Annotated in this window: 21 protein-coding genes; 11 read left to right on the top strand and 10 right to left on the bottom strand. The window is 47.5% G+C overall.

All coding sequences use genetic code 11. The features are described 5' to 3' along the window. Positions 1-34: 34 nt before the first annotated feature. The 8 genes from QUA03_RS18200 to psbN form a co-directional block, all read right to left on the bottom strand. Positions 35-685 (bottom strand): hypothetical protein, encoded by a 651-nt coding sequence (locus QUA03_RS18200; protein ID WP_333213691.1) that lies wholly within the window; start codon positions 683-685, stop codon positions 35-37. Then, entirely contained in the window at positions 678-1,232 is a 555-nt protein-coding gene (locus QUA03_RS18195; protein WP_190742499.1) for an Npun_F5560 family protein, read from the bottom strand. The genes QUA03_RS18200 and QUA03_RS18195 overlap by 8 nt, the downstream gene beginning before the upstream one ends. 262 nt (positions 1,233-1,494) lie before the next feature. Next, the gene (locus QUA03_RS18190) at positions 1,495-2,127 is read right to left on the bottom strand and encodes a class II aldolase/adducin family protein (RefSeq protein WP_333213689.1); all 633 of its coding nucleotides are present in this window, start codon (positions 2,125-2,127) and stop codon (positions 1,495-1,497) included. Positions 2,128-2,581: 454 nt separating this feature from the next. Then, positions 2,582-2,842, bottom strand: a complete 261-nt coding sequence (locus QUA03_RS18185) for a hypothetical protein (RefSeq protein ID WP_333213687.1) — start codon at positions 2,840-2,842, stop codon at positions 2,582-2,584. Between the two features lie 133 nt (positions 2,843-2,975). Beyond that, the gene (locus tag QUA03_RS18180) at positions 2,976-3,899 is read right to left on the bottom strand and encodes a hypothetical protein (RefSeq protein WP_333213685.1); all 924 of its coding nucleotides are present in this window, start codon (positions 3,897-3,899) and stop codon (positions 2,976-2,978) included. Between the two features lie 634 nt (positions 3,900-4,533). After that, on the bottom strand, positions 4,534-5,445 hold the full coding sequence (locus QUA03_RS18175; RefSeq protein WP_333213683.1) for an MBL fold metallo-hydrolase: 912 nt from the start codon (positions 5,443-5,445) through the stop codon (positions 4,534-4,536). 1 nt (position 5,446) lies between these two features. Then, positions 5,447-6,547: a chorismate synthase gene (gene aroC, locus QUA03_RS18170; RefSeq protein ID WP_333213681.1), complete on the bottom strand. Its 1,101-nt coding sequence runs from the start codon at positions 6,545-6,547 to the stop codon at positions 5,447-5,449. A gap of 244 nt (positions 6,548-6,791) precedes the next feature. Further along, the gene (psbN, locus tag QUA03_RS18165; RefSeq protein WP_190742515.1) at positions 6,792-6,923 is read right to left on the bottom strand and encodes a photosystem II reaction center protein PsbN; all 132 of its coding nucleotides are present in this window, start codon (positions 6,921-6,923) and stop codon (positions 6,792-6,794) included. Positions 6,924-7,136: 213 nt separating this feature from the next. On the opposite strand from psbN, the gene psbH reads away from it, so the two are divergent. The 4 genes from psbH (at position 7,137) to QUA03_RS18145 (ending at position 8,681) form a co-directional block, all read left to right on the top strand. Then, a complete protein-coding gene (gene psbH, locus QUA03_RS18160; protein WP_333082642.1) occupies positions 7,137-7,340 on the top strand; it encodes a photosystem II reaction center phosphoprotein PsbH in 204 nt (67 codons plus the stop codon). Between the two features lie 151 nt (positions 7,341-7,491). Further along, positions 7,492-7,755, top strand: coding sequence for a TatA/E family twin arginine-targeting protein translocase (locus tag QUA03_RS18155; protein ID WP_333213679.1), 264 nt, complete (start codon positions 7,492-7,494; stop codon positions 7,753-7,755). Then, positions 7,756-8,418 (top strand): aminoacyl-tRNA hydrolase, encoded by a 663-nt coding sequence (gene pth / locus QUA03_RS18150; protein WP_333213677.1) that lies wholly within the window; start codon positions 7,756-7,758, stop codon positions 8,416-8,418. After that, positions 8,415-8,681 carry a DUF3146 family protein gene (locus tag QUA03_RS18145; RefSeq protein WP_332958583.1) on the top strand — a complete coding sequence of 89 codons (267 nt, stop codon included), beginning with the start codon at positions 8,415-8,417 and terminating at the stop codon, positions 8,679-8,681. The genes pth and QUA03_RS18145 overlap by 4 nt, the downstream gene beginning before the upstream one ends. An 81-nt stretch (positions 8,682-8,762) precedes the next feature. Here the strand turns inward: QUA03_RS18145 and QUA03_RS18140 are convergent, their stop codons facing one another. Both QUA03_RS18140 and QUA03_RS18135 read right to left on the bottom strand, forming a co-directional pair. Beyond that, positions 8,763-9,137, bottom strand: a complete 375-nt coding sequence (locus QUA03_RS18140) for an S-layer protein (protein WP_333213675.1) — start codon at positions 9,135-9,137, stop codon at positions 8,763-8,765. 81 nt (positions 9,138-9,218) lie between these two features. Beyond that, entirely contained in the window at positions 9,219-10,052 is an 834-nt protein-coding gene (locus tag QUA03_RS18135; protein WP_333213673.1) for a CPBP family intramembrane glutamic endopeptidase, read from the bottom strand. 215 nt (positions 10,053-10,267) lie between these two features. Between QUA03_RS18135 and QUA03_RS18130 the strand changes: the two genes are divergently transcribed. The 7 genes from QUA03_RS18130 (at position 10,268) to QUA03_RS18100 (ending at position 18,167) form a co-directional block, all read left to right on the top strand. After that, complete coding sequence (locus QUA03_RS18130; RefSeq protein ID WP_333213671.1) at positions 10,268-12,376, top strand: hypothetical protein; 2,109 nt, start codon at positions 10,268-10,270, stop codon at positions 12,374-12,376. Positions 12,377-12,490: 114 nt separating this feature from the next. Then, positions 12,491-12,913 carry a hypothetical protein gene (locus QUA03_RS18125; protein WP_333213669.1) on the top strand — a complete coding sequence of 141 codons (423 nt, stop codon included), beginning with the start codon at positions 12,491-12,493 and terminating at the stop codon, positions 12,911-12,913. Positions 12,914-13,092: 179 nt separating this feature from the next. After that, positions 13,093-14,562 (top strand): GTP-binding protein, encoded by a 1,470-nt coding sequence (locus tag QUA03_RS18120; RefSeq protein ID WP_333213667.1) that lies wholly within the window; start codon positions 13,093-13,095, stop codon positions 14,560-14,562. 90 nt (positions 14,563-14,652) lie between these two features. After that, positions 14,653-16,047, top strand: a complete 1,395-nt coding sequence (locus QUA03_RS18115) for a 3' terminal RNA ribose 2'-O-methyltransferase Hen1 (RefSeq protein WP_333213665.1) — start codon at positions 14,653-14,655, stop codon at positions 16,045-16,047. 66 nt (positions 16,048-16,113) lie between these two features. Further along, a complete protein-coding gene (locus tag QUA03_RS18110) occupies positions 16,114-16,452 on the top strand; it encodes an AbrB/MazE/SpoVT family DNA-binding domain-containing protein (RefSeq protein WP_333213663.1) in 339 nt (112 codons plus the stop codon). Further along, positions 16,446-16,769: a type II toxin-antitoxin system PemK/MazF family toxin gene (locus QUA03_RS18105; RefSeq protein WP_333213661.1), complete on the top strand. Its 324-nt coding sequence runs from the start codon at positions 16,446-16,448 to the stop codon at positions 16,767-16,769. The genes QUA03_RS18110 and QUA03_RS18105 overlap by 7 nt, the downstream gene beginning before the upstream one ends. Positions 16,770-17,021: 252 nt before the next feature. After that, a complete protein-coding gene (locus QUA03_RS18100) occupies positions 17,022-18,167 on the top strand; it encodes an AAA family ATPase (protein WP_333213659.1) in 1,146 nt (381 codons plus the stop codon). Positions 18,168-18,233 lie beyond the last annotated feature (66 nt).

Raw genomic sequence — 18,233 nt, 5'->3', positions numbered from 1 at the left:
CTGCCCAGTTCAAATCTCAAGTTTCCAAAAGACTTCAAGCAACCGCAGAGCTAATTTGAATATCATAAATAGGTTTATTTGTCAAGCAATACCAATGACAAAGAAATAAATCCGGCACTTGAACGCCGACAGAAGCGATCGCAGGTGCAGCCGGAAAAGGCCAAAGTCGATCGAAACAAATCCTTTCCTCCACAAACCCGAACTGCATCAAATAAGTCGCCGGCGGCGCATTTAAAAGATTAAGCAAGCGGTAAGCCAACTCATACAACTGCTGTCGCCAAACATCCGACAAATGCACCGGTTGAGAGTAACTCATCTCGCCAGACTGCTTGTCAGGTTCGCCACCGATCACCTCAGCATACAGTGGGCCCTTTGCAGTCAACACCACAGGCAGCCAAAAATTGCCACCGCCGACGGGAAAAAGCAACTCCTGGGACACTCGATCGCGCGCCCCCGAAACATTGGCACAAAATCGAAACACATCTTGAGCCGGAAAAATCAGATTTTCTGGTACATCCAGCGTCAAAGGACAAACGATCGCCCCACCCGGAGCGATCGCGCCCGAATTGAGTTCAGAAACCCCACAAATATTGACTTCAGTTAAAGGATCAGATTGAGCGATCGCCGCCTTGAGACTTGCGGCCGAATCTTTCTCACCACCCGCCACAATCAAAACCTTAGACATTGCCAAAGCTCGGCATTTGAATTCCCCGATCGTCCTCAGCATCGACGCTCGGCAGATCCAGGCCCTTAGCCTTGCGGCTCCGCACAGCGAGACGGTAAGTTACGCTTTGCAACTCAGTGTGCAACTGGCGGTTTTCCTTTTGCAATTGATCCAACTTTTCCTTAATTGGCTCGATGCGCTCGGCAAACTTTTGGCGGTAAACCCCTGGCAATTCCTGAACCACCTGTTCCAGCATCCGAGAGCGATCGGTCAATTCTTGCACCGACTGCCGCAGTTGGTAAACCTCAGCATCCCGCTCAGCGATTTGTTCTTGATAAAAACCCACCTGTTCTTCAACAGCTTGGAGTTGTTCCCGCATTGCCTGCATTTGAGCTTGGTGGCGATCGGAAACTTCCGGCGCAGGCACAAAACTAGAATTGCCCTTCACCAGCCTGAAAAGTTCTTGAGATAACTGCTGCACCAATTGGTCGCGCATTTGCAGCTCTTCGGTGAGACGAGATACCTCTGATTGCAATTCTTTTGAGCTTACAAGTTTAGTTTGATTCACGATGACTCTCAGCTTTTGTTATATAATCTGTTTCTCTTTAAAAATATCTTTCCCTTACCGCAGAGGCAAGAGGCACTTCAAAAGTTTTGAACCCATTAGGCTAAATCGAGCCAGCGGCCCGAGGTCAAGGGTAAAACTCAGTCTAACTCAAATCAGGCATCCACGTCATCACCTTAGTTTCTTGCCATAGAAAGACGTAGAATCCTAGGTTATTTATCCATAAACCCGGTTTCTTAGCTTTTTCTGATAATAGTGCAAGCTCTCATGTGTAACCAATCACAGCCGAAAGCACTTTGCCAGCTTCGTCCACGGTGCTGCCAAAACAGATAATGCCGTCCTCGTGACCGGCCATCGCCAGAATTTTGCACTCTGCCAAGTTCTCCTCCTCAAAAAGTCTAAACATTTCTAAGGCCATCTGGGGAGTGCCGTAAGGTATTTCTTTTCTAGTAGTAGGAATCTTAAACAGCAGTTGCTGCCATAGCTTAGGATTATGGACGTGAATTATTCCGCCCACCTCTTCTCTCTGAACGTACAGGGCCCCGTGAGTCAGGGACTCCGACGAAGCTTGTACGGGGCCCCGGCAGCCGAGGTAATTTTTTTCTAAGTTAAATTCGGTAACAGTACAGTAGAATTCAGGTCCCAGAGTCCTCAAGTGTGCAGTCTGGGTTCCCGAAATCACGAATTGGCCGGAATTGCCGAGTCTGACACTGACGTTGCCAAACCCTATGCCATTTTCGTAGACGCCAATTAATCCCCAAGCGTGGAGCCGATCGCGCCAGTCCATCAAATCTGCTATGTTCCGAGCAGCTACAGGGTCTGCTTCTTCCCAGTCACAGCGGTACTTAACGACTCCTTCATCCATCCATTTTTTTGTCCGAGCTGACACGACAGACATAGCCCAAGCTGAGACTTAATCGAAGTTCTCAAGAAGTTGTCAAACAGCTTTTTTTGCCTGCTGCCTTATGTCTCGGTGCATAAGTTCCTTAACTAATTTACATTCCAGTGTCGCCGTAATTAGCGACCGACATTAGCAAAAAGTAAGCTAGGAAAGAAGAACCAATTATTCCTAAAATCATGATTTAGCCTCTAGGTGATTACAAAAGTTCAATATGAAAATGTAAGCTCTCAGTTGGGGAGTTTGATCCCAGGCTTTTTCCCGATCGAGTTTCTGATGTGAAACTACATAACATCCTTGAATCGCTTATTGTTCTATACTACAGCATTTCTACTGAGTTGAGCTCTACCTTAATAAATATTTAAGGAGCAAGTACCCTTGATCCGGTAACTCCTGTAAAAAGCAACCGTACATTTACTTATTTTTTACGATTATATCTATATTTAAGGAAGAATCAAGCGGAACACAAAAAATATTTTTTAGCCAGGCTGGGACGAACTGGCCCAATCTTCGGGTGTTCTACGTTAGTCCACACCTCGGTCGATCGAGCAATTTTTAGCTCCGGGGCATCATACAAGCTAAGAAACCGGGTTGAGGGTAAGGTAATATCATATCGAGTAAAATCACCGCCACGCCAGATCGCGTCGGCGGGTTTACCAAAATCTGTAGTAGTAGTATAAGTTGTAGTAGTAGTATAAGTTATAGATCCCGTCAACCCGCGCCTACCGAAAGGGGGATAGTTGATGACCGAGCCTGATATAAGTCCTATTAAGAAAAAAACAAGCCGATCGAGCAGTGATGACTTGATCGGCTAAATTTTTCTGTGAAGCGCGCTCGCCCCCAGCCCTTTAAATGTGGAAGTGATACAAGATGCTGCCGTCGTCTTTAATTTCGCAATTGGCATTAAAGACTTCAGCCTGTTGGTTCAAAAAACGCTGAGCCACATCCGGCGACAGCCGCGTTTCCATCGCAAACCGCACCAGAGTTATTTCGCCGCGGCCTTCTTTAATCAGTCGGTACAAAGCACTTTGGAGCCTTTCGCTCTCTTCTCGTTGAAAAGCTGCTTTGTACTTCCAATCCGCCACCGAAGGAATCAAACCCCGGCTGACCAAAATCGCCAACAGCAAGCCAATTCCCAAAATTAGAGGCACTGTCGGATCACTCGTGGGCGTCGCCACAATTTGCGGCACTGTAGCGGCGGCCAAACTGCTGACCATTTCTTTTTCCGAAGCTTGCGTATCCGCCATTGCAAGCTGAGTTTTGTTGTAAAAGTCTTGCTGAAGCTTCATTTGCTGCAACAGCCGAGCGCGTTCTCTTTCGTATTGGTCGAGTTTTTGCTGAGCTTGTTTCAGGTCTTGAGTGACTTGTGCCAAGCGTTGGTTGAGCGACTGATTGACTGATTGCCACCGATATCTGTTAATCAGGCGGCTTTTTTCAACCATGCCCTTCATCAACATATCCGCCGTTTGGATTGCTTGATCTTGATCGAGCGAGCGATACCCAACCACAATTTCTAGGGGTTGTTCCGGCTTAGAAATTTTGACACTCGCATTTTGTCGAACTTGCTGGGGCGACAGCTTAACTGCATCTGCCACTGCTTTGACAACATTATCTGCTAGGAGAACCTCCGGGGTGAGTTGCTCTCCCTGCTTGAGAATTGTCGTGCCCGTGGTCGAAAATTTGACTGGCGGATTATTAGAAGTGAGAGTGCCTTGAGCCATGAATCCGGGGGGCGGGGCGAGGCGGTAGGCCAGGGCGCCTGAAATACCCATAATTACAGCAAAACTGCCTAACGCAATCCATCTGTATTGATGTGCTGAAGATCTAAAACGTAAATTTCCCATTTTGATAGTCAAGTCATAACATTCGCTTGCCGCAGCTACTGCCAAACCCAAGAGCGATCGTTTCTTTCTGGTTAGTCAAATTGACTGCTGAAAATTTTCTCAGTTTGTACCTAAAAGCTCTTAGCTTTTGAGAGTTGTCAATATTCATGAACCCAAAAAACCGATCGCGCTTTTATTTGATCCGAGCTATAACTTCAGTTTTTGTCCTTAATAATTAATCTGTAACAAGGCTTCTGGAAGTCTACTGGCATCAGACTAGCACTCAGGCGTGCGAGATCCTCGCCTCCCCGTGTTTGTTGACATTCAAAAGTGTCACCTTTTCACCCTTGGCAATCCTCCAATTATCTTACGTCTTGGCGTCTTGCGGACGCGGTTGAAGAATAAAAAAAACCTTAAATAATCTGCCTAAAAACTTAACAAGCAAGAATTATACCATGCAGTTAAGAGTTTGCTGCATATTAAAAAAAATTGTGGCTCTGGGCGCGAGACCAGATCCACATATTCACATAACAATTATGGTTCGATCAGTTGATGGTTCGATCGAGCTCGCCTAGGCGAATGTTCACAAGCCGATGGGCAAAATAAGACCCTCGCGGGCCATGACAGCCTTCGGAAAAGCGATTTGCACGTCTTCAGCGATGCGATCGAGAAAATCGTCAGTATGAGCCGGATCATGGTGAAAAATCACCACTCGTTTCACCCGCGCCTCCTTAGCCATTCTCACCGCTTCCTGCCAAGTCGAGTGTCCCCAACCCACCTTTGGAGATTTGGGGTTGTGATATTCCTCGTCTGTGTACATCGCATCGTAAATCAGCACATCAGCGTCGAGGGCTAAATTGTAGACATTCTCATCTAGGCGATCGGGAAAATGTTCAGTATCCGAACAATAAACAACAGATCGTCCCTGCCAAGTCACCCGATACCCCATAGCAGTATTCGGGTGATTCAGAGAACCCGTCCTAATCTCAATATCATCCAGCATCATCGTCTGGTTGTGATTGAGTTCGTAGAAATTCAAATCTGCCTGCAAACCCATCAGCGGCACCGGCGAATTCGAGTGCAGTACCCGTTCGACAAAGTGCCTTTTCATGCAATCTCCATCCGGCGGAGTCGCGCCGTAAATATCAAAGCTATTGCCGCGGATGAAAGCTGGGGCGAACAGCGGGAAACCCTGAATGTGATCCCAGTGATAGTGAGTAAAAAACATATAAGCTTGCACGGGCATTTCTTGCACCAACTGGTCTCCCAGCATCCGCAAGCCTGTTCCGCCGTCAAAAATCAAGCGTTTGCCAGCGACTCGCATTTCCAAACAAGAAGTATTGCCGCCGTAGCGAACAGTTTCCTGTCCGGGTGTCGGAACACTGCCCCGCACGCCCCAGAACTGTACTACAAAATCATCTATACCTTTTATTGATTCGGAGGGTTGAGGGCAATCAACGGGAGTTGCCGCTACAGAGGACAAGCTGATTTCCATTTTAAAATTCAGGCTTTAAGGTTCCACATTGTCCGTGATGGCGCAGCAGATGATCGCACAACACTAAAGCTACCATCGCTTCCACCATTGGCACAGCTCTTGGCAAAACGCAAGGGTCGTGCCGTCCTTTGGCAGCCAGCAGCGTTTCTTCGCCTTCTCGGGTAACGGTGCGCTGCTGCTGGCGAATTGTCGCAGTCGGCTTGAATGCCGCCCGCAAAATGATATTTTCGCCGTTAGCAATCCCACCCTGAATTCCGCCAGAGCGATTCGTCACTGTACGAATTACACCCTTATCATCAGTATAGTATTCATCATTATGTTCGCTGCCCTTGAGCAGAGTCCCGGCAAACCCGGAACCAATTTCAAAGCCTTTGCTGGCGGGCAAGGACATGATGGCTTTGGCCAAGTCGGCTTCGAGTTTGTCGAATACTGGCATTCCCAGGCCTTTGGGGACATTGCGGGCGACGCATTCGACTACACCGCCGATCGAATCTCCGCTGTCACGAACTTTTTCGATCAGTTCAATCATTCTTTCGGCACATTCGGCATCTGGACAGCGGACGATGTTGCTTTCTACTTGTTCTAAGGTAACAGTGTCCGGGTCGGCGACACATTCTAAGTCTTTGATGCGTTTGACGTAGCCGACTATTTCGACTCCTGCTGCTTGTTTGAGAATCTTTTTAGCGATCGCCCCTGCTGCTACTCTACCTATTGTCTCTCTCGCCGAACTGCGACCTCCGCCTTGCCAGTTACGAATTCCGTACTTAGCATCGTAGGTAGCGTCAGCGTGAGAAGGGCGGTAGGTAGTCGCCATTTCTTCGTAGTCTTGGGGGCGAGTGTTTTGATTGCGGACTAAAATTGCGATCGGCGTTCCCAAAGTTTTGCCTTCAAACACCCCGGACAGAATTTCGCAGGTATCTGCTTCTTTGCGGGGCGTAGTAATTTTGCTTTGGCCGGGGCGACGGCGATCGAGTTCTGCTTGAATTTCCGATGCGTCGATCGACAGCAGAGGCGGGCAACCGTCAATTACTACTCCGACACCGCCGCCGTGAGATTCCCCAAATGTCGATATCCGAAATAAATGCCCAAATGTGTTCCCCATGATGCTTTAGCCTGACACCTAATAATTTTTAGCTTAAATGGAATAGAGATTTACTGTATTTATGAAAAATATACCATTGACGAGTAGGCGACCGGCGATCGCCTCACAGCATCACTCCCTTCCCACCCCTAGAAGAATATCTACCAGGGAGAGAGGGAGAGACAGAGAATAGGAGATATCTGGAAACAAACTTAAATTCATTCGTATATCCGTGTCCGAATCCGTGTTGTGCCTTCCTTCTTCTTTAGTCTTCGTGTTCTTCAAAAGGATCTCTCAATTCCTTAGCGGGAGGGCCGAAAGCCGTGTAGATCGAGAAACCGGTGATGGCCACCAGACACACACCGAGAGAAATGCCGAGAACTGCTGCAGGTTCCATATTTGTGATCGATTATGAGTGTTCCACTCTATAATATTACAAAAAATAACAATCCGTCTGAAAGTCTCGTGATTTTAGGCGCTGTACGGTATGGCAGCCAACCCTCACTCCCCCTTCTCCCAGTCCCCCATGCGGCATTTCTGAGAAATTGCGATCGCAATTAGCGGTAGAAATATGTCAAACTTTTCTGTAGAGATTCATTGCAGGTGACTTATGGCACAACGGACTTGGTTAGGAGATATACTCAAACCCCTTAACTCGGAATACGGCAAGGTAGCCCCCGGCTGGGGAACCACGCTGTTGATGAGCGTGTTCATTGGACTGTTTTTCGTGTTCTTGTTGATTATTTTGCAAATCTACAACTCTTCTCTGATTCTGGAGAGTGTGGATATGGATTGGTCGAGTCTCGACCGCTAAAAATTGATCGCAAAACAGTAAGGCTAAAAGTAAAAGCTGAGGGTGGAGGAGAAAGGGTAAAAGCTAAGTTTTCCCGTTTTTCCTTACCCTTTCCGATTACTTTTGCCCTAAATAAACAAAAACTAACTAAACAAATTGCTGGAGAAAAACCATGAATATTTTTGGCATTGGTTTGCCCGAAATGGCAGTTATTTTTACGATCGCCCTATTGGTATTTGGCCCGAAAAAATTACCTGAAATCGGTCGGAGTATGGGGAAAGCTATTCGGGGCTTTCAAGACGCTTCGCGGGATTTTGAGTCGGAGTTCACGCGGGAAGCTAAGCAGTTAGAAGAAGCAGTAGCAACTAGCAGCAAACAGGAAACTGAAAAACTCGCAGCCGCTACTCCTAAGAAGGAAGATAGCACAGACAGTTAAATGAACAACCCTCAGAAGTCGGAAACACCAGCGGAGTTAGTGATTCCCCAGCTAATAGTTGGGTTAGGCAATCCCGAACCTAAATACGATCGCACCCGACACAACATAGGCTTTAATGCTGTCGATGCCTTGGCTAAATCTTGGCAGATTTCGCTGTCGGAAAATCGCAAATTTCAAGGCATATTTGGCGAGGGAAATCGGCCGCGGGGACAGAAAATCCGCTTGCTGAAACCGCTTACTTACATGAATCTGTCGGGTCAAGCGATTCGGGCGGCGACGGATTGGTACAAGATACCTGCTGAGTCGGTATTAATAGTATACGATGATATGGATTTGCCGATCGGGAAATTGAGAATGCGGCTTGCCGGTTCAGCCGGCGGGCACAACGGCATGAAATCGACAATTTCTCATTTGGGCACAGACAAATTTCCCCGCTTGCGGATTGGCATCGGCAAACCTCAAAACGATGCTGCTAAAAATGAGAAAGATACGATTTCCTTCGTGTTAGGAAAATTTTCCTCAGAGGAAAGTCAGTTAGTAGAGAAAGTGCTTAAACTGGTTGTAGAAGCTGTGGAACTAAGTCTGCACCAAGGAGTAGAAAAAGCCATGAGCCTTTACAATAGTCGCACAATTGCAGAAACAAACGCGGAAACAAAAAGGTGAGTTCGAGACGTTTGCCTGAAACAACTGCATATGTCCGGGTTACTGGCCAATCTTGGCAAAAAGGCACGATTGAGGGTGAAGTGACTGCCGGCAATTTTGAGTGGCAGTTTCAGTGGCGTTTCACGTCAGAAAAAACACTGATTCTTGAGCCTTCTCAGGGTAGGGCATTGATTCAGGAACCGCTGCACCGTTTTCTGGAAAAATGGGATTATCAGCTTGAACCGGGCGGGGATTATTCGTTTACGGTTCGGGCTGAGTTTTAAAATCTTGGTAATGGGAAATGTGGAAAAGGCAATCGGGAATAAAAACTTCCTCTCGTAAGATATCCCGATTCCAGTAATTCTTTAATTAATCACGGGAAAAGGCTGTAATGGGAAATTGGGAAATGGCGATCGGGAAGGCAAACTTTCTCTAATAGGAGGTCCCGATTCCAGTGATTCTTTAATTAAAGCAGGTGGCGTCCCTTCTCGGTAAGCCCCGCAATAATACATTGTCAAAACAGCTTTGTAAGCCCAGTGATTGGAAGGTACATCGGTAAAAGGATTTGGCAGGGTTTCAACCTGATTCTGGATGCAAGCATCGAGAACTTGTTCTCGCGTTGGCTGCACTTGAACTAAAGAATTATTTGGCTTGACTTGTGCGGTATTTTGTGCGTTTGCCGGAGCTAACAAACCTGTATACATTAACAGTGTAGCAGTGCCAAAGATGCTGAGTTTCATAAGTTTATAAATTTCTCAATAAGTTGGGTGGTAGTGAGGAATTTAGTCCTCAAAGTTGTGGCAAATAAGGAATCTTCGTCCTTACTCAAAACCTTTGGAATGTTCAGACATTTTTCGCATTCCCAAGGCCAAGACACTCAAAAACAACAGCCCGATCGCCCCAGCTAGCGGATTGCCGTTAACTCCTGTCACCCAGTCGGGAACAGATGCCGAATATCGCACTAACTGCCCGATGTTAATTATGTAATATCCCCAGACTAAACCTGCATGAAGCCCGATCGACAAACCGAGGCGATTTTGGCGCGCTCTTTTTCCCAAAACCAAAATCAAACCCAGCAACAACAACCCCGGAAACTGCGGCCAACTCCGCAGCATTGCTACCACAGGCTTGATAAAATGAGATAGGGCAAACACCAGGCTATTTGCCCACAGAGATATTTTATAATTGTAATCCCGCTGCAACTCGTCCAGCAACCAACCACGGAATACCAACTCTTCCGCAAAACCGACTCCAAGGGCGCTTAACAGCCCTTCTGCGATGATTCTCGGCACATTATCAGAATTTTGCCACGCGACTAAGCCGAACAGCCCTTGCACCGCAAATAAGCTGAAAGTGAGCAAAAGCCCGATCGCCAATCCGATTAAAAGCTCAAAACCGTTTTTTCGCGTATTGATTAAACCGTAAGTTTTGAGTAATTGGGTTTGTCCGTAAACCTGTTTTCCCCAGCGCGGCACTAGGAACAGAAACTCGGTAAACAACAATCCCATTGTCAGAATAGTTGCTAGGTTACTATCTTTAACTAAGAGATAAATTGGTGCTGCTAGCGGCAGCCAAATTGCTAGCAAGATTAATAGGAAAATTATCACACGTAAAGGAAATGGATAACTGGCTATTATTTGGAGGCGGTTAATCATTGGTTACAATTTACTTGCTGAGACATTTTAATTTTTAGTAAAAATAAACATAGCACGGGTCGGACGCATGAGTGAAACAGTCAACAACACTGTCGCTTAAATGAGTGACACTCAAATGGTGTAGCACAAATAAGTGTCACTCCAAAAAGCGACTGTAAACTCTCCAATACTGCCACTTATATATGGAGTATCAGAATATGAAAGGATAAATAAAAATGTCTCAGCAAGATCCTACAAGTATCGATTTAACCAGTAGTGATTTTTCGTTTGGAGAAATGTCAGTCGATGACATAGCTGCGATCGCAGCAATAGAGGCTGGAATTAGCGATCCAACACATCCAATCGAGGACGAAACCGCACCAATACCTAGCATCCCACCGCTACCGATCGCACCGACCGCAATTGTGATCGCCAAACGGCCGGTCAGTGGGCGCTACCGCGGTACATTAGGCAGCTTTCAACTCGAACTCCGGGTTGACGTTGACCGCACTCGACCAATGAAGCGGTTAAGCGGCGACTTCTTCCAAATTAGCGGCGGTACTACCACCTATTTTGGCTCCTTTATCGTCGATGCGCCGACGATAACGGTAACAGCTTCTCAAGTCGTCATCAAGGGCCTCGGAAGCTTTACCTTTGCCGCCGGAGCTCCCGTAATACAGGTGACAATCCAGCGCAAGTTCATCTTCCAGCCGCAGGCGCCAGCAACGGTGGAATTTTTCACAAAGGGCGGAGTCGCCGGAGCAACTTACACTTGTGTCTTCGAGTCTGTCTATTTCCGCAGTCTGCGACTAGAAACAGACCAGGTTTCCGATGTTGTCACTCCCATATTCAGCAGCTACAACACGGGTTCGCTGCCGTCGGGGGGGCCAGCGCGCAACCTCAGCGTCGTCAGTTCCTATGCAGAAGCTGGGATCGAGATGATCGCAACAGCAGGAAACAACGTCATCAATATCGATGAAGCTGGTGCTGGGGCTAAATGGAGCAACGCAGAATTGCACGCTTCGATGCAGAAACATTTCACCTTGTGGCAGGATTTGCCGCAGTGGGCTGTTTGGCAGGTAGTTGCTCAACTTCACGACCTGGGCCCAGGGCTCTACGGCATCATGTTTGACCAGCAAGGGAAGCAGCGGCAAGGCTGCGCCGTTTTTCATCAAGGTATAGGCGGAGAAACTGCCGAAAAGCTGCGATTGCAGCTCTACACTTATGTTCACGAGCTGGGGCATAGTTTTAACTTGCTGCACTCGTGGCAAAAGTCCTTGGCGACGCCCCCCGGTACGAATCGCCCGCTGTCGTTGTCTTGGATGAACTATCCCTTTAATTACCCAGCACCGGGTGGCGAGGCTACCTACTGGAGCCAGTTTGCGTTTCAGTTCGACAATGAGGAGGTCATCCATCTCCGCCATGCGTTCCGCAACAATATTATTGTGGGTGGAAACGACTTTGCGATCGGCTCTGGTCTGGGGCAGGAAGTGATGGCAGATCCGATTCGCGATGAGTCGGGACTGACTTTCAGGATCTCAACCAACCAAAAGAGCTTCGCCCTCGGTGAGCCTGTGGTACTGGAATTAATGCTGGGAACGACGGCTGCAGGCGGGCGCCGGGTGCATACTTGGCTGCATCCGAATTGCGGCTTGGTCAAAATCGTGATTCGCAAGCCTAGCGGCGCAGTTGTGGTTTATGAACCGCTAATCGATCATTTAGTCGGTCAGCGAGAAAGCACGATCGCGCGCGATGATGTAATTCCAGAAAGCGCATATATCGGCTATGGCAAAGACGGATTTTATTTCGATCAACCCGGAAATTACCGGGTACGGGCGGTCTATGGGGCTTTGGACGGTTCAGAGGTATTCTCGGATATCATCACTATTCGCGTTCGCTATCCTGTGACGCCAATTGAGGAAGAACTGGCCGCTCTGTTTATCGGCGACGAACAGGGTTCTTTGTTCTATTTGCTGGGTTCGGATGATGAGTCTTTGCGAAGCGGTAACGATGCTTTTGAGGAAGTTCTAGCAAAATATCCGAAACACGCGATGGCAAACTATGTTCGGATGGTGAAGGGTATCAACGCTAGCCGTGACTTTAAAACGATTACCGACGATCGTGAAACCCGGGTGATTGTACGCCCTGCGGAGTTGGATGAAAGCGCCAAGTTGCTGACAGCAGTCGCCGATTCCAATATTCTCGACCCTGTTTCGGCACAGATGTCCCTTTCCTGTTTAGCTGAGGTTCAGGCTAAAACCGGCGATGAGGATGCTGTTAGCAAAACTTTTAGCAAAATCTCAGCAATGGAAGTCAAGACATTGCGAGCGGCAGCCAAGAAGTAAAAAGTGAATTGGTGAATTACCCTGAAGATTGCTTTACTTTATTTTAAACTAAATGAGTAAAGCAATTTTTGTTAGTTTGTACAAAACACTGCTAGCAACAACTTCACAGCATTAATGATAAGTCTGTTGTTGGTTCGACACCTGATAATTCTGTTGGCACTTTTGGCGATCGGGTCTACCTGCGTACCCGATCGCCCCCAGGCAGATTTTTTGACCCCTTACCATTACCAAGTGAGTACCACTATGCGTTTATTTATCAAACTTCGCGACGGTTTCAGCAATAACACCGTGACTGTAGAAGTGAATGAACAGGAAGTCTATCGCAAGTCTGGCGTGACTACGGATTTGACGATTTCCTTCGCGGATGCGGTGGAAGTTCCTGTTGAGGAATCCACAGTTAAGTTGAAGGTAGCTGTGGAGGGTGGCCAGACGCAGACAAAGGAAATTCGGGTGCAAGAGACTCCTTTTGTTGATGTCTGGATCGTGGGCGGAAAAATGGAGTTGCGAGTATCCAAGGAAGAGATGCCGATGCTTTAGCAACTCGCCGATTCCACGGGAGATTAAACATTGAAATCTTGCGGTTATTTCCTAATTGTGCAAAGCAGATTTTTGGGCGCTGCGAACTGGTGCGGGCTGTACACAGCAGACAGAAACAGGTACAATAGCATTGTATCTGTTGCAACTTTAGGTAAAATAAGTTAAAAAGCCAGGTGACAATGACTGAAGCCTCCGATTTTTCAAATGTCGATCGAGAATTAGATGACACAATTTTAAGCTTCGCAGACATTCAGGCAGAACTCAACCTGCGCCACGCTAAAGATGCTCTGCGAGATATAGTAGAAAATCTCGACTTGACTGTTCAAGAGCGAACTGGACTAGAACCGGAAATTGGTGGGTTAGAGAAAATGCTCGACAAGCTAGAGCGCGCTTGCGTGCAAATAGCTGTGTTTGGGATGGTGGGAAGGGGAAAATCTTCGGTTTTGAACGCGCTGCTAGGTCAAAATGTGTTTGAAACTGGCCCGACTCACGGGGTGACTCGCACGACGACTATCGGCCAGTGGGATGTCGGAGAGGGAATTGATGAGAATTTGCCCGATGGCTTACGCCCCCCTACGCTACGACTTTCGCCAGTTATTTACCGTTTGTCGCAAGTTGAATTAGTCGATACTCCGGGAATAGATGAAGTTGACGGAGAAACTCGCGAACTTTTAGCCCGCCGCGTTGCTCAACAAGCAGATTTGATTTTGTTTGTGGTTGCTGGCGACATTACGAAGGTGGAATACGCAGCACTTTCGCAGTTGCGAGAAGCGGGAAAACCGATGTTATTAGTGTTTAATAAAATTGACCAGTATCCTGATGCAGACAGGCTGGCAATTTATCATAAAATTCGAGACGATCGCGTCAGAGAATTGTTGTCTCCCGATGAAATTGTGATGGCGGCGGCTTCGCCTTTGACAGCGAGGGCGGTGCGCCGTCCCGACGGCAGTATGGGTGTGCAAATGACTCGCAGTTTGCCACAAGTGCAAGATTTAAAATTAAAGATTTTGGAGATTTTAGACCGAGAAGGCAAGTCTTTGGTGGCGCTGAATACGATGCTGTGTGCGGGGGATATTAACGAGCAGTTGGTGCAGCGAAAAATGGAGATTCGAGATGACGCGGCTAATCGAATTATCTGGAACGGGGTAATGACTAAAGCGGTGGCGATCGCACTTAATCCAATTACTGTAGTTGATATTCTTAGCGGTGCGGTAATTGATGTGGTGATGATCTTAACTTTATCTAAAGTTTACGGCATTGCGATGACGGAAGCGGGCGCGGTGGAATTGCTGCAAAAGATTGCGATTAGTATGGGGGGAATTACTGCGGGTGAATTGTTGGCTAATTTTGGTTTGAGTTCTTTGAAAGGCTTGTTGGGTTTGGCGACGCCGGCGACGGGGGGTTTGGCTTTAGGGCCTTATTTGTCTGTGGCGGTAACGCAAGCTGCGATCGCGGGGGTTTCTTCCTACGGAATCGGTCAAGTTACTAAGGCTTATTTGGCTAATGGTGCTTCTTGGGGAGATGATGGGCCAAAGGCTGTGGTGAGCAAGATTTTGTCTTCTTTGGATGAGGATTCTATTTTAAATCGGATTAAGGAGGAGTTGCGGGCTAAGTTGGATTTGGGCAGTGTGGAAAAACAGAAATCTTAGTAGTCGTTAGTCATTAGTCATTAGTCATTAGGAGGAATTACAAATTGCCAATAGCTGATGCCCTATGCCCGATGCCCAATTCCTAATATTATGTTACTAACCATCTCTACAACTCGCGTCCCTGCTACAGATTTGGGTTATTTGCTGCACAAACATCCCGATCGCCATCAATCCTTTCCGATGACTTTCGGGCAAGCCAGCGTGTTTTATCCAGAGGCAAATGCAGAAAGGTGCACGGCGGCTTTACTGTTAGATGTCGATCCGGTTGGTTTGGTGCGGGGCAAGTCGAAATCGGGCGATCGCCCCCTCGAACAATACGTGAACGATCGCCCCTACGTTGCCTCTTCGTTTCTGTCTGTCGCCCTCGCCAAAGTCTTTAGTACAGCTCTATCCGGTCGCTGCAAAGACCGCCCAGAACTCGCAGAAACAGCTATTCCTTTGACAGTTAATCTGTCGGTTTTGCCCTGTCGCGGTGGCGAGAAGTTCCTGCGGCAAATGTTTGAGCCGCTGGGCTATCAAGTCGCAGCAAAACCCCTGATTCTTGACGAGCAATTTCCCGAGTGGGGCGCGAGTCCTTACTTTTCTGTAGAACTGCAAAATACAGTTCGTTTGGCGGATTTGTTAAGCCATCTTTACGTGATAATTCCCGTGTTGGATGACGACAAACATTATTGGGTGGGCGATGAGGAAATCGAGAAGTTATTGCGTCACGGCGAAGGTTGGTTGAACGCGCATCCCGCCCGCGAACAAATTGCCAACCGCTATCTGAAACGCCAGCGCCGTTTGACGCGAATTGCTGTGGCACAGTTAGGAGAAGAAGATAATATTTACCCTGATGAGCTCGAAGTTTCTCATCAGCAAGAAGAGGAAGTTTTAGAACAGCGAATTAGCTTGAATCAAGAGCGTTTGGAAGCTGTGACGGAGGTTTTAAAGGAAAGTGGTGCTAAGCGAGTGGTAGATTTGGGCTGCGGTGAGGGAAAACTGCTGAAATTGCTTTTGAAAGAAAGCTCGATCGAACAAATTACAGGCGTCGATGTGTCCTATCGCGCATTGGAAATTGCCAGGGAACGTTTGCAAATCGATCGGTTGTCTCCCGCACAACAATCTCGGATTCAACTAATTCAAAGTTCGCTGATTTATCGGGACACCCGCTTGACTGGTTTTGATGCGGCGGCGGTAATTGAAGTGATCGAACATCTGGATTTAGAACGGTTAGCTGCTTTTGAGCGGGTTTTGTTTGAATTTATCCGACCCAAAAGTGCGATCGTCACAACTCCAAATATTGAATATAACGTTAGGTTTGAAAACTTGCCTGCGGGCAAATTTCGCCACCGCGATCACCGTTTTGAGTGGACGCGCGCAGAGTTTCAGACTTGGGCGAATGGGGTTGCTGAACGGTTTGGTTTTGGGGTGGAGTTTCGCTCCGTTGGATCGGAGGATTTGGAAGTGGGTTCGCCTACGCAAATGGCAGTATTCGGTCAGTGAAAATAATACCCACGGTCTGTTTGTGCTTACAATATAGTTAAACTTGGAAAAATTCAGGCTTCCGCTATGAGTAAATCTATTCAAACCCAGATCGTTGAAATTGACAATTCTCAGGGCATTCGCATTCCCAAATCTTTGTTAGAGCAAATTGGTATTAGCGAAGCAGTAGAAATCGAAGTTCACGGCGATCGGATCGTCATTCGTGCAGCCCAAAAACCGGGTGCCGATTGGTACGTCATTGGTTCAGCCCAAAAACCGCCTGCCGGTTGGATCGTCATTTCTGGAGCCCAAAAACCGCGTGCCGGCTGGGAGGAAGCGTTCGCAAAAATGGCAGAGCAACATGATGATGTCCTTCTTGATGATGTCACCACTACGGAGTGGGAGGAACTGGAGTGGCAATGGTAGTCAAACGTTTTGATGTTTTTCGAGTTAACCTTGATCCCACTGTTGGCAGTGAAATTCGGAAACCTAGACCTTGTTTGGTGATTTCACCAGATGAGATGAACAAGCGCATTGCCACTGTCATCATTGCTCCAATGACAACGAAGGGGCGACCATATCCCAGCCGCATAGATTGTCATTTTCAAGGCCAAGATGGGCAAATCGTCCTCGATCAAATTCGGACTGTTGACAAAAATCGATTAGTTAAATATCTCGGTCAAATCAGCGCTGACGAACAAAAAGCAGTTTTAGATACTTTGGTACAGATGTTTGCTGAATAATAATATTCACTGGTTCCCAGGCACAGCCTGGGAACCGATGCCCAGAGGCTCTGCCTCGCGAGGTTCGATGAGAATTCGAGGCAGAGCCTCTGCATATGCGTTACCAAGCAGAGCCTGGTAACGAGTAAAACGAGTAAACCGATGCCCAGAGGCTCTGCCTCGCGAGGTTCGATGAGAATTCGAGGCAGAGCCTATGGATCTGCGTTACCAAGCAGAGCCTGGTAACGAGTAAAAAATCTATATTATTAAACAATGAAAATTACTTTTCCAGAACTATCTTTAGTCGTTCTCATCGGTGCATCCGGTTCAGGCAAATCCACCTTTGCGCGGCAGCATTTCCTACCTACAGAAATCATTTCATCGGATTACTGCCGCGGTCTGGTTTCCGACGACGAAAACAATCAAGCGGCCACCGCTGATGCTTTTGAAGTATTGCATTTAATCGCTGCTAAACGTCTGGCCGCAGGTAAGCTAACTGTGATTGATGCCACCAACGTTCAGCCGGAAAGCCGCAAATCTTTGGTGGAATTAGCCCGAAAATACCATTGCTTTTTGGTTGCTATTGTTCTAGATTTACCAGAAAAATTGTGTGCCGATCGCAATCAACAACGTGCAAACCGCAATTTTGGAAATCATGTAATTCGCCGCCACGTTCAGAATTTAAAGCGATCGCTCAAATCTCTAGATAGGGAAGGATTTCGCTACGTTTACGTCCTCCGTTCCCCAGAGGAAATCGACGCCGTAGAAGTCGAGAGACAACCTTTGTGGAACAACCGCAAACACGACTGCGGCCCTTTTGACATCATCGGCGACGTTCACGGATGCTGCGACGAATTGGAACAATTGCTGCAACAGTTGGGCTATCAAATTATCGAAAAATCCAGCGAATCCGATTTGGGAAATTTTCCCGCTTACGCGCACCCGGAGGGCCGTAAAGCCGTGTTTTTGGGCGATTTGGTCGATCGGGGCCCGCGCATTCTCGACACCCTCAAACTCGTGCGAAACATGGTACTCGCAGAAACAGCTTTGTGCGTGCCTGGAAATCACGACATCAAACTGCTGCGAAAACTCAACGGCAAAAATGTCAAAATCAACCACGGACTCGAACAAACCTTAGCAGAAATTGCCGCTTTACCCGATGAATTGCGCGAATCAGCAGTACGAGAAATTAGCCAATTTTTAGATAGTTTGATCGGGCATTACGTCCTCGATGGCGGAAAATTAGTCGTCGCCCACGCCGGGATGAAAGCTGAATTTCAGGGACGCGCATCGGGCCGCATTCGAGATTTCGCCTTGTACGGAGAAACAACTGGCGAAATCGATGAATTCGGCTTGCCCGTCCGCTACAACTGGGCCGCCGAATATCGAGGTCAGGCAGCAGTTGTTTACCATTGGTGACAAGTTAAGGAAAAAGGGAAATTGTCAAGGGTAGTATTTGCATGGGTCTGGGATCGTGGGAAACTT

The organism is Microcoleus sp. S36b_A4, assembly GCF_036700645.1.
GTDB lineage: Bacteria > Cyanobacteriota > Cyanobacteriia > Cyanobacteriales > Microcoleaceae > Microcoleus.
The sequence above is the reverse complement of the archived record's forward strand: the minus strand, read 5'-3'. Positions and strand labels throughout refer to the sequence as shown.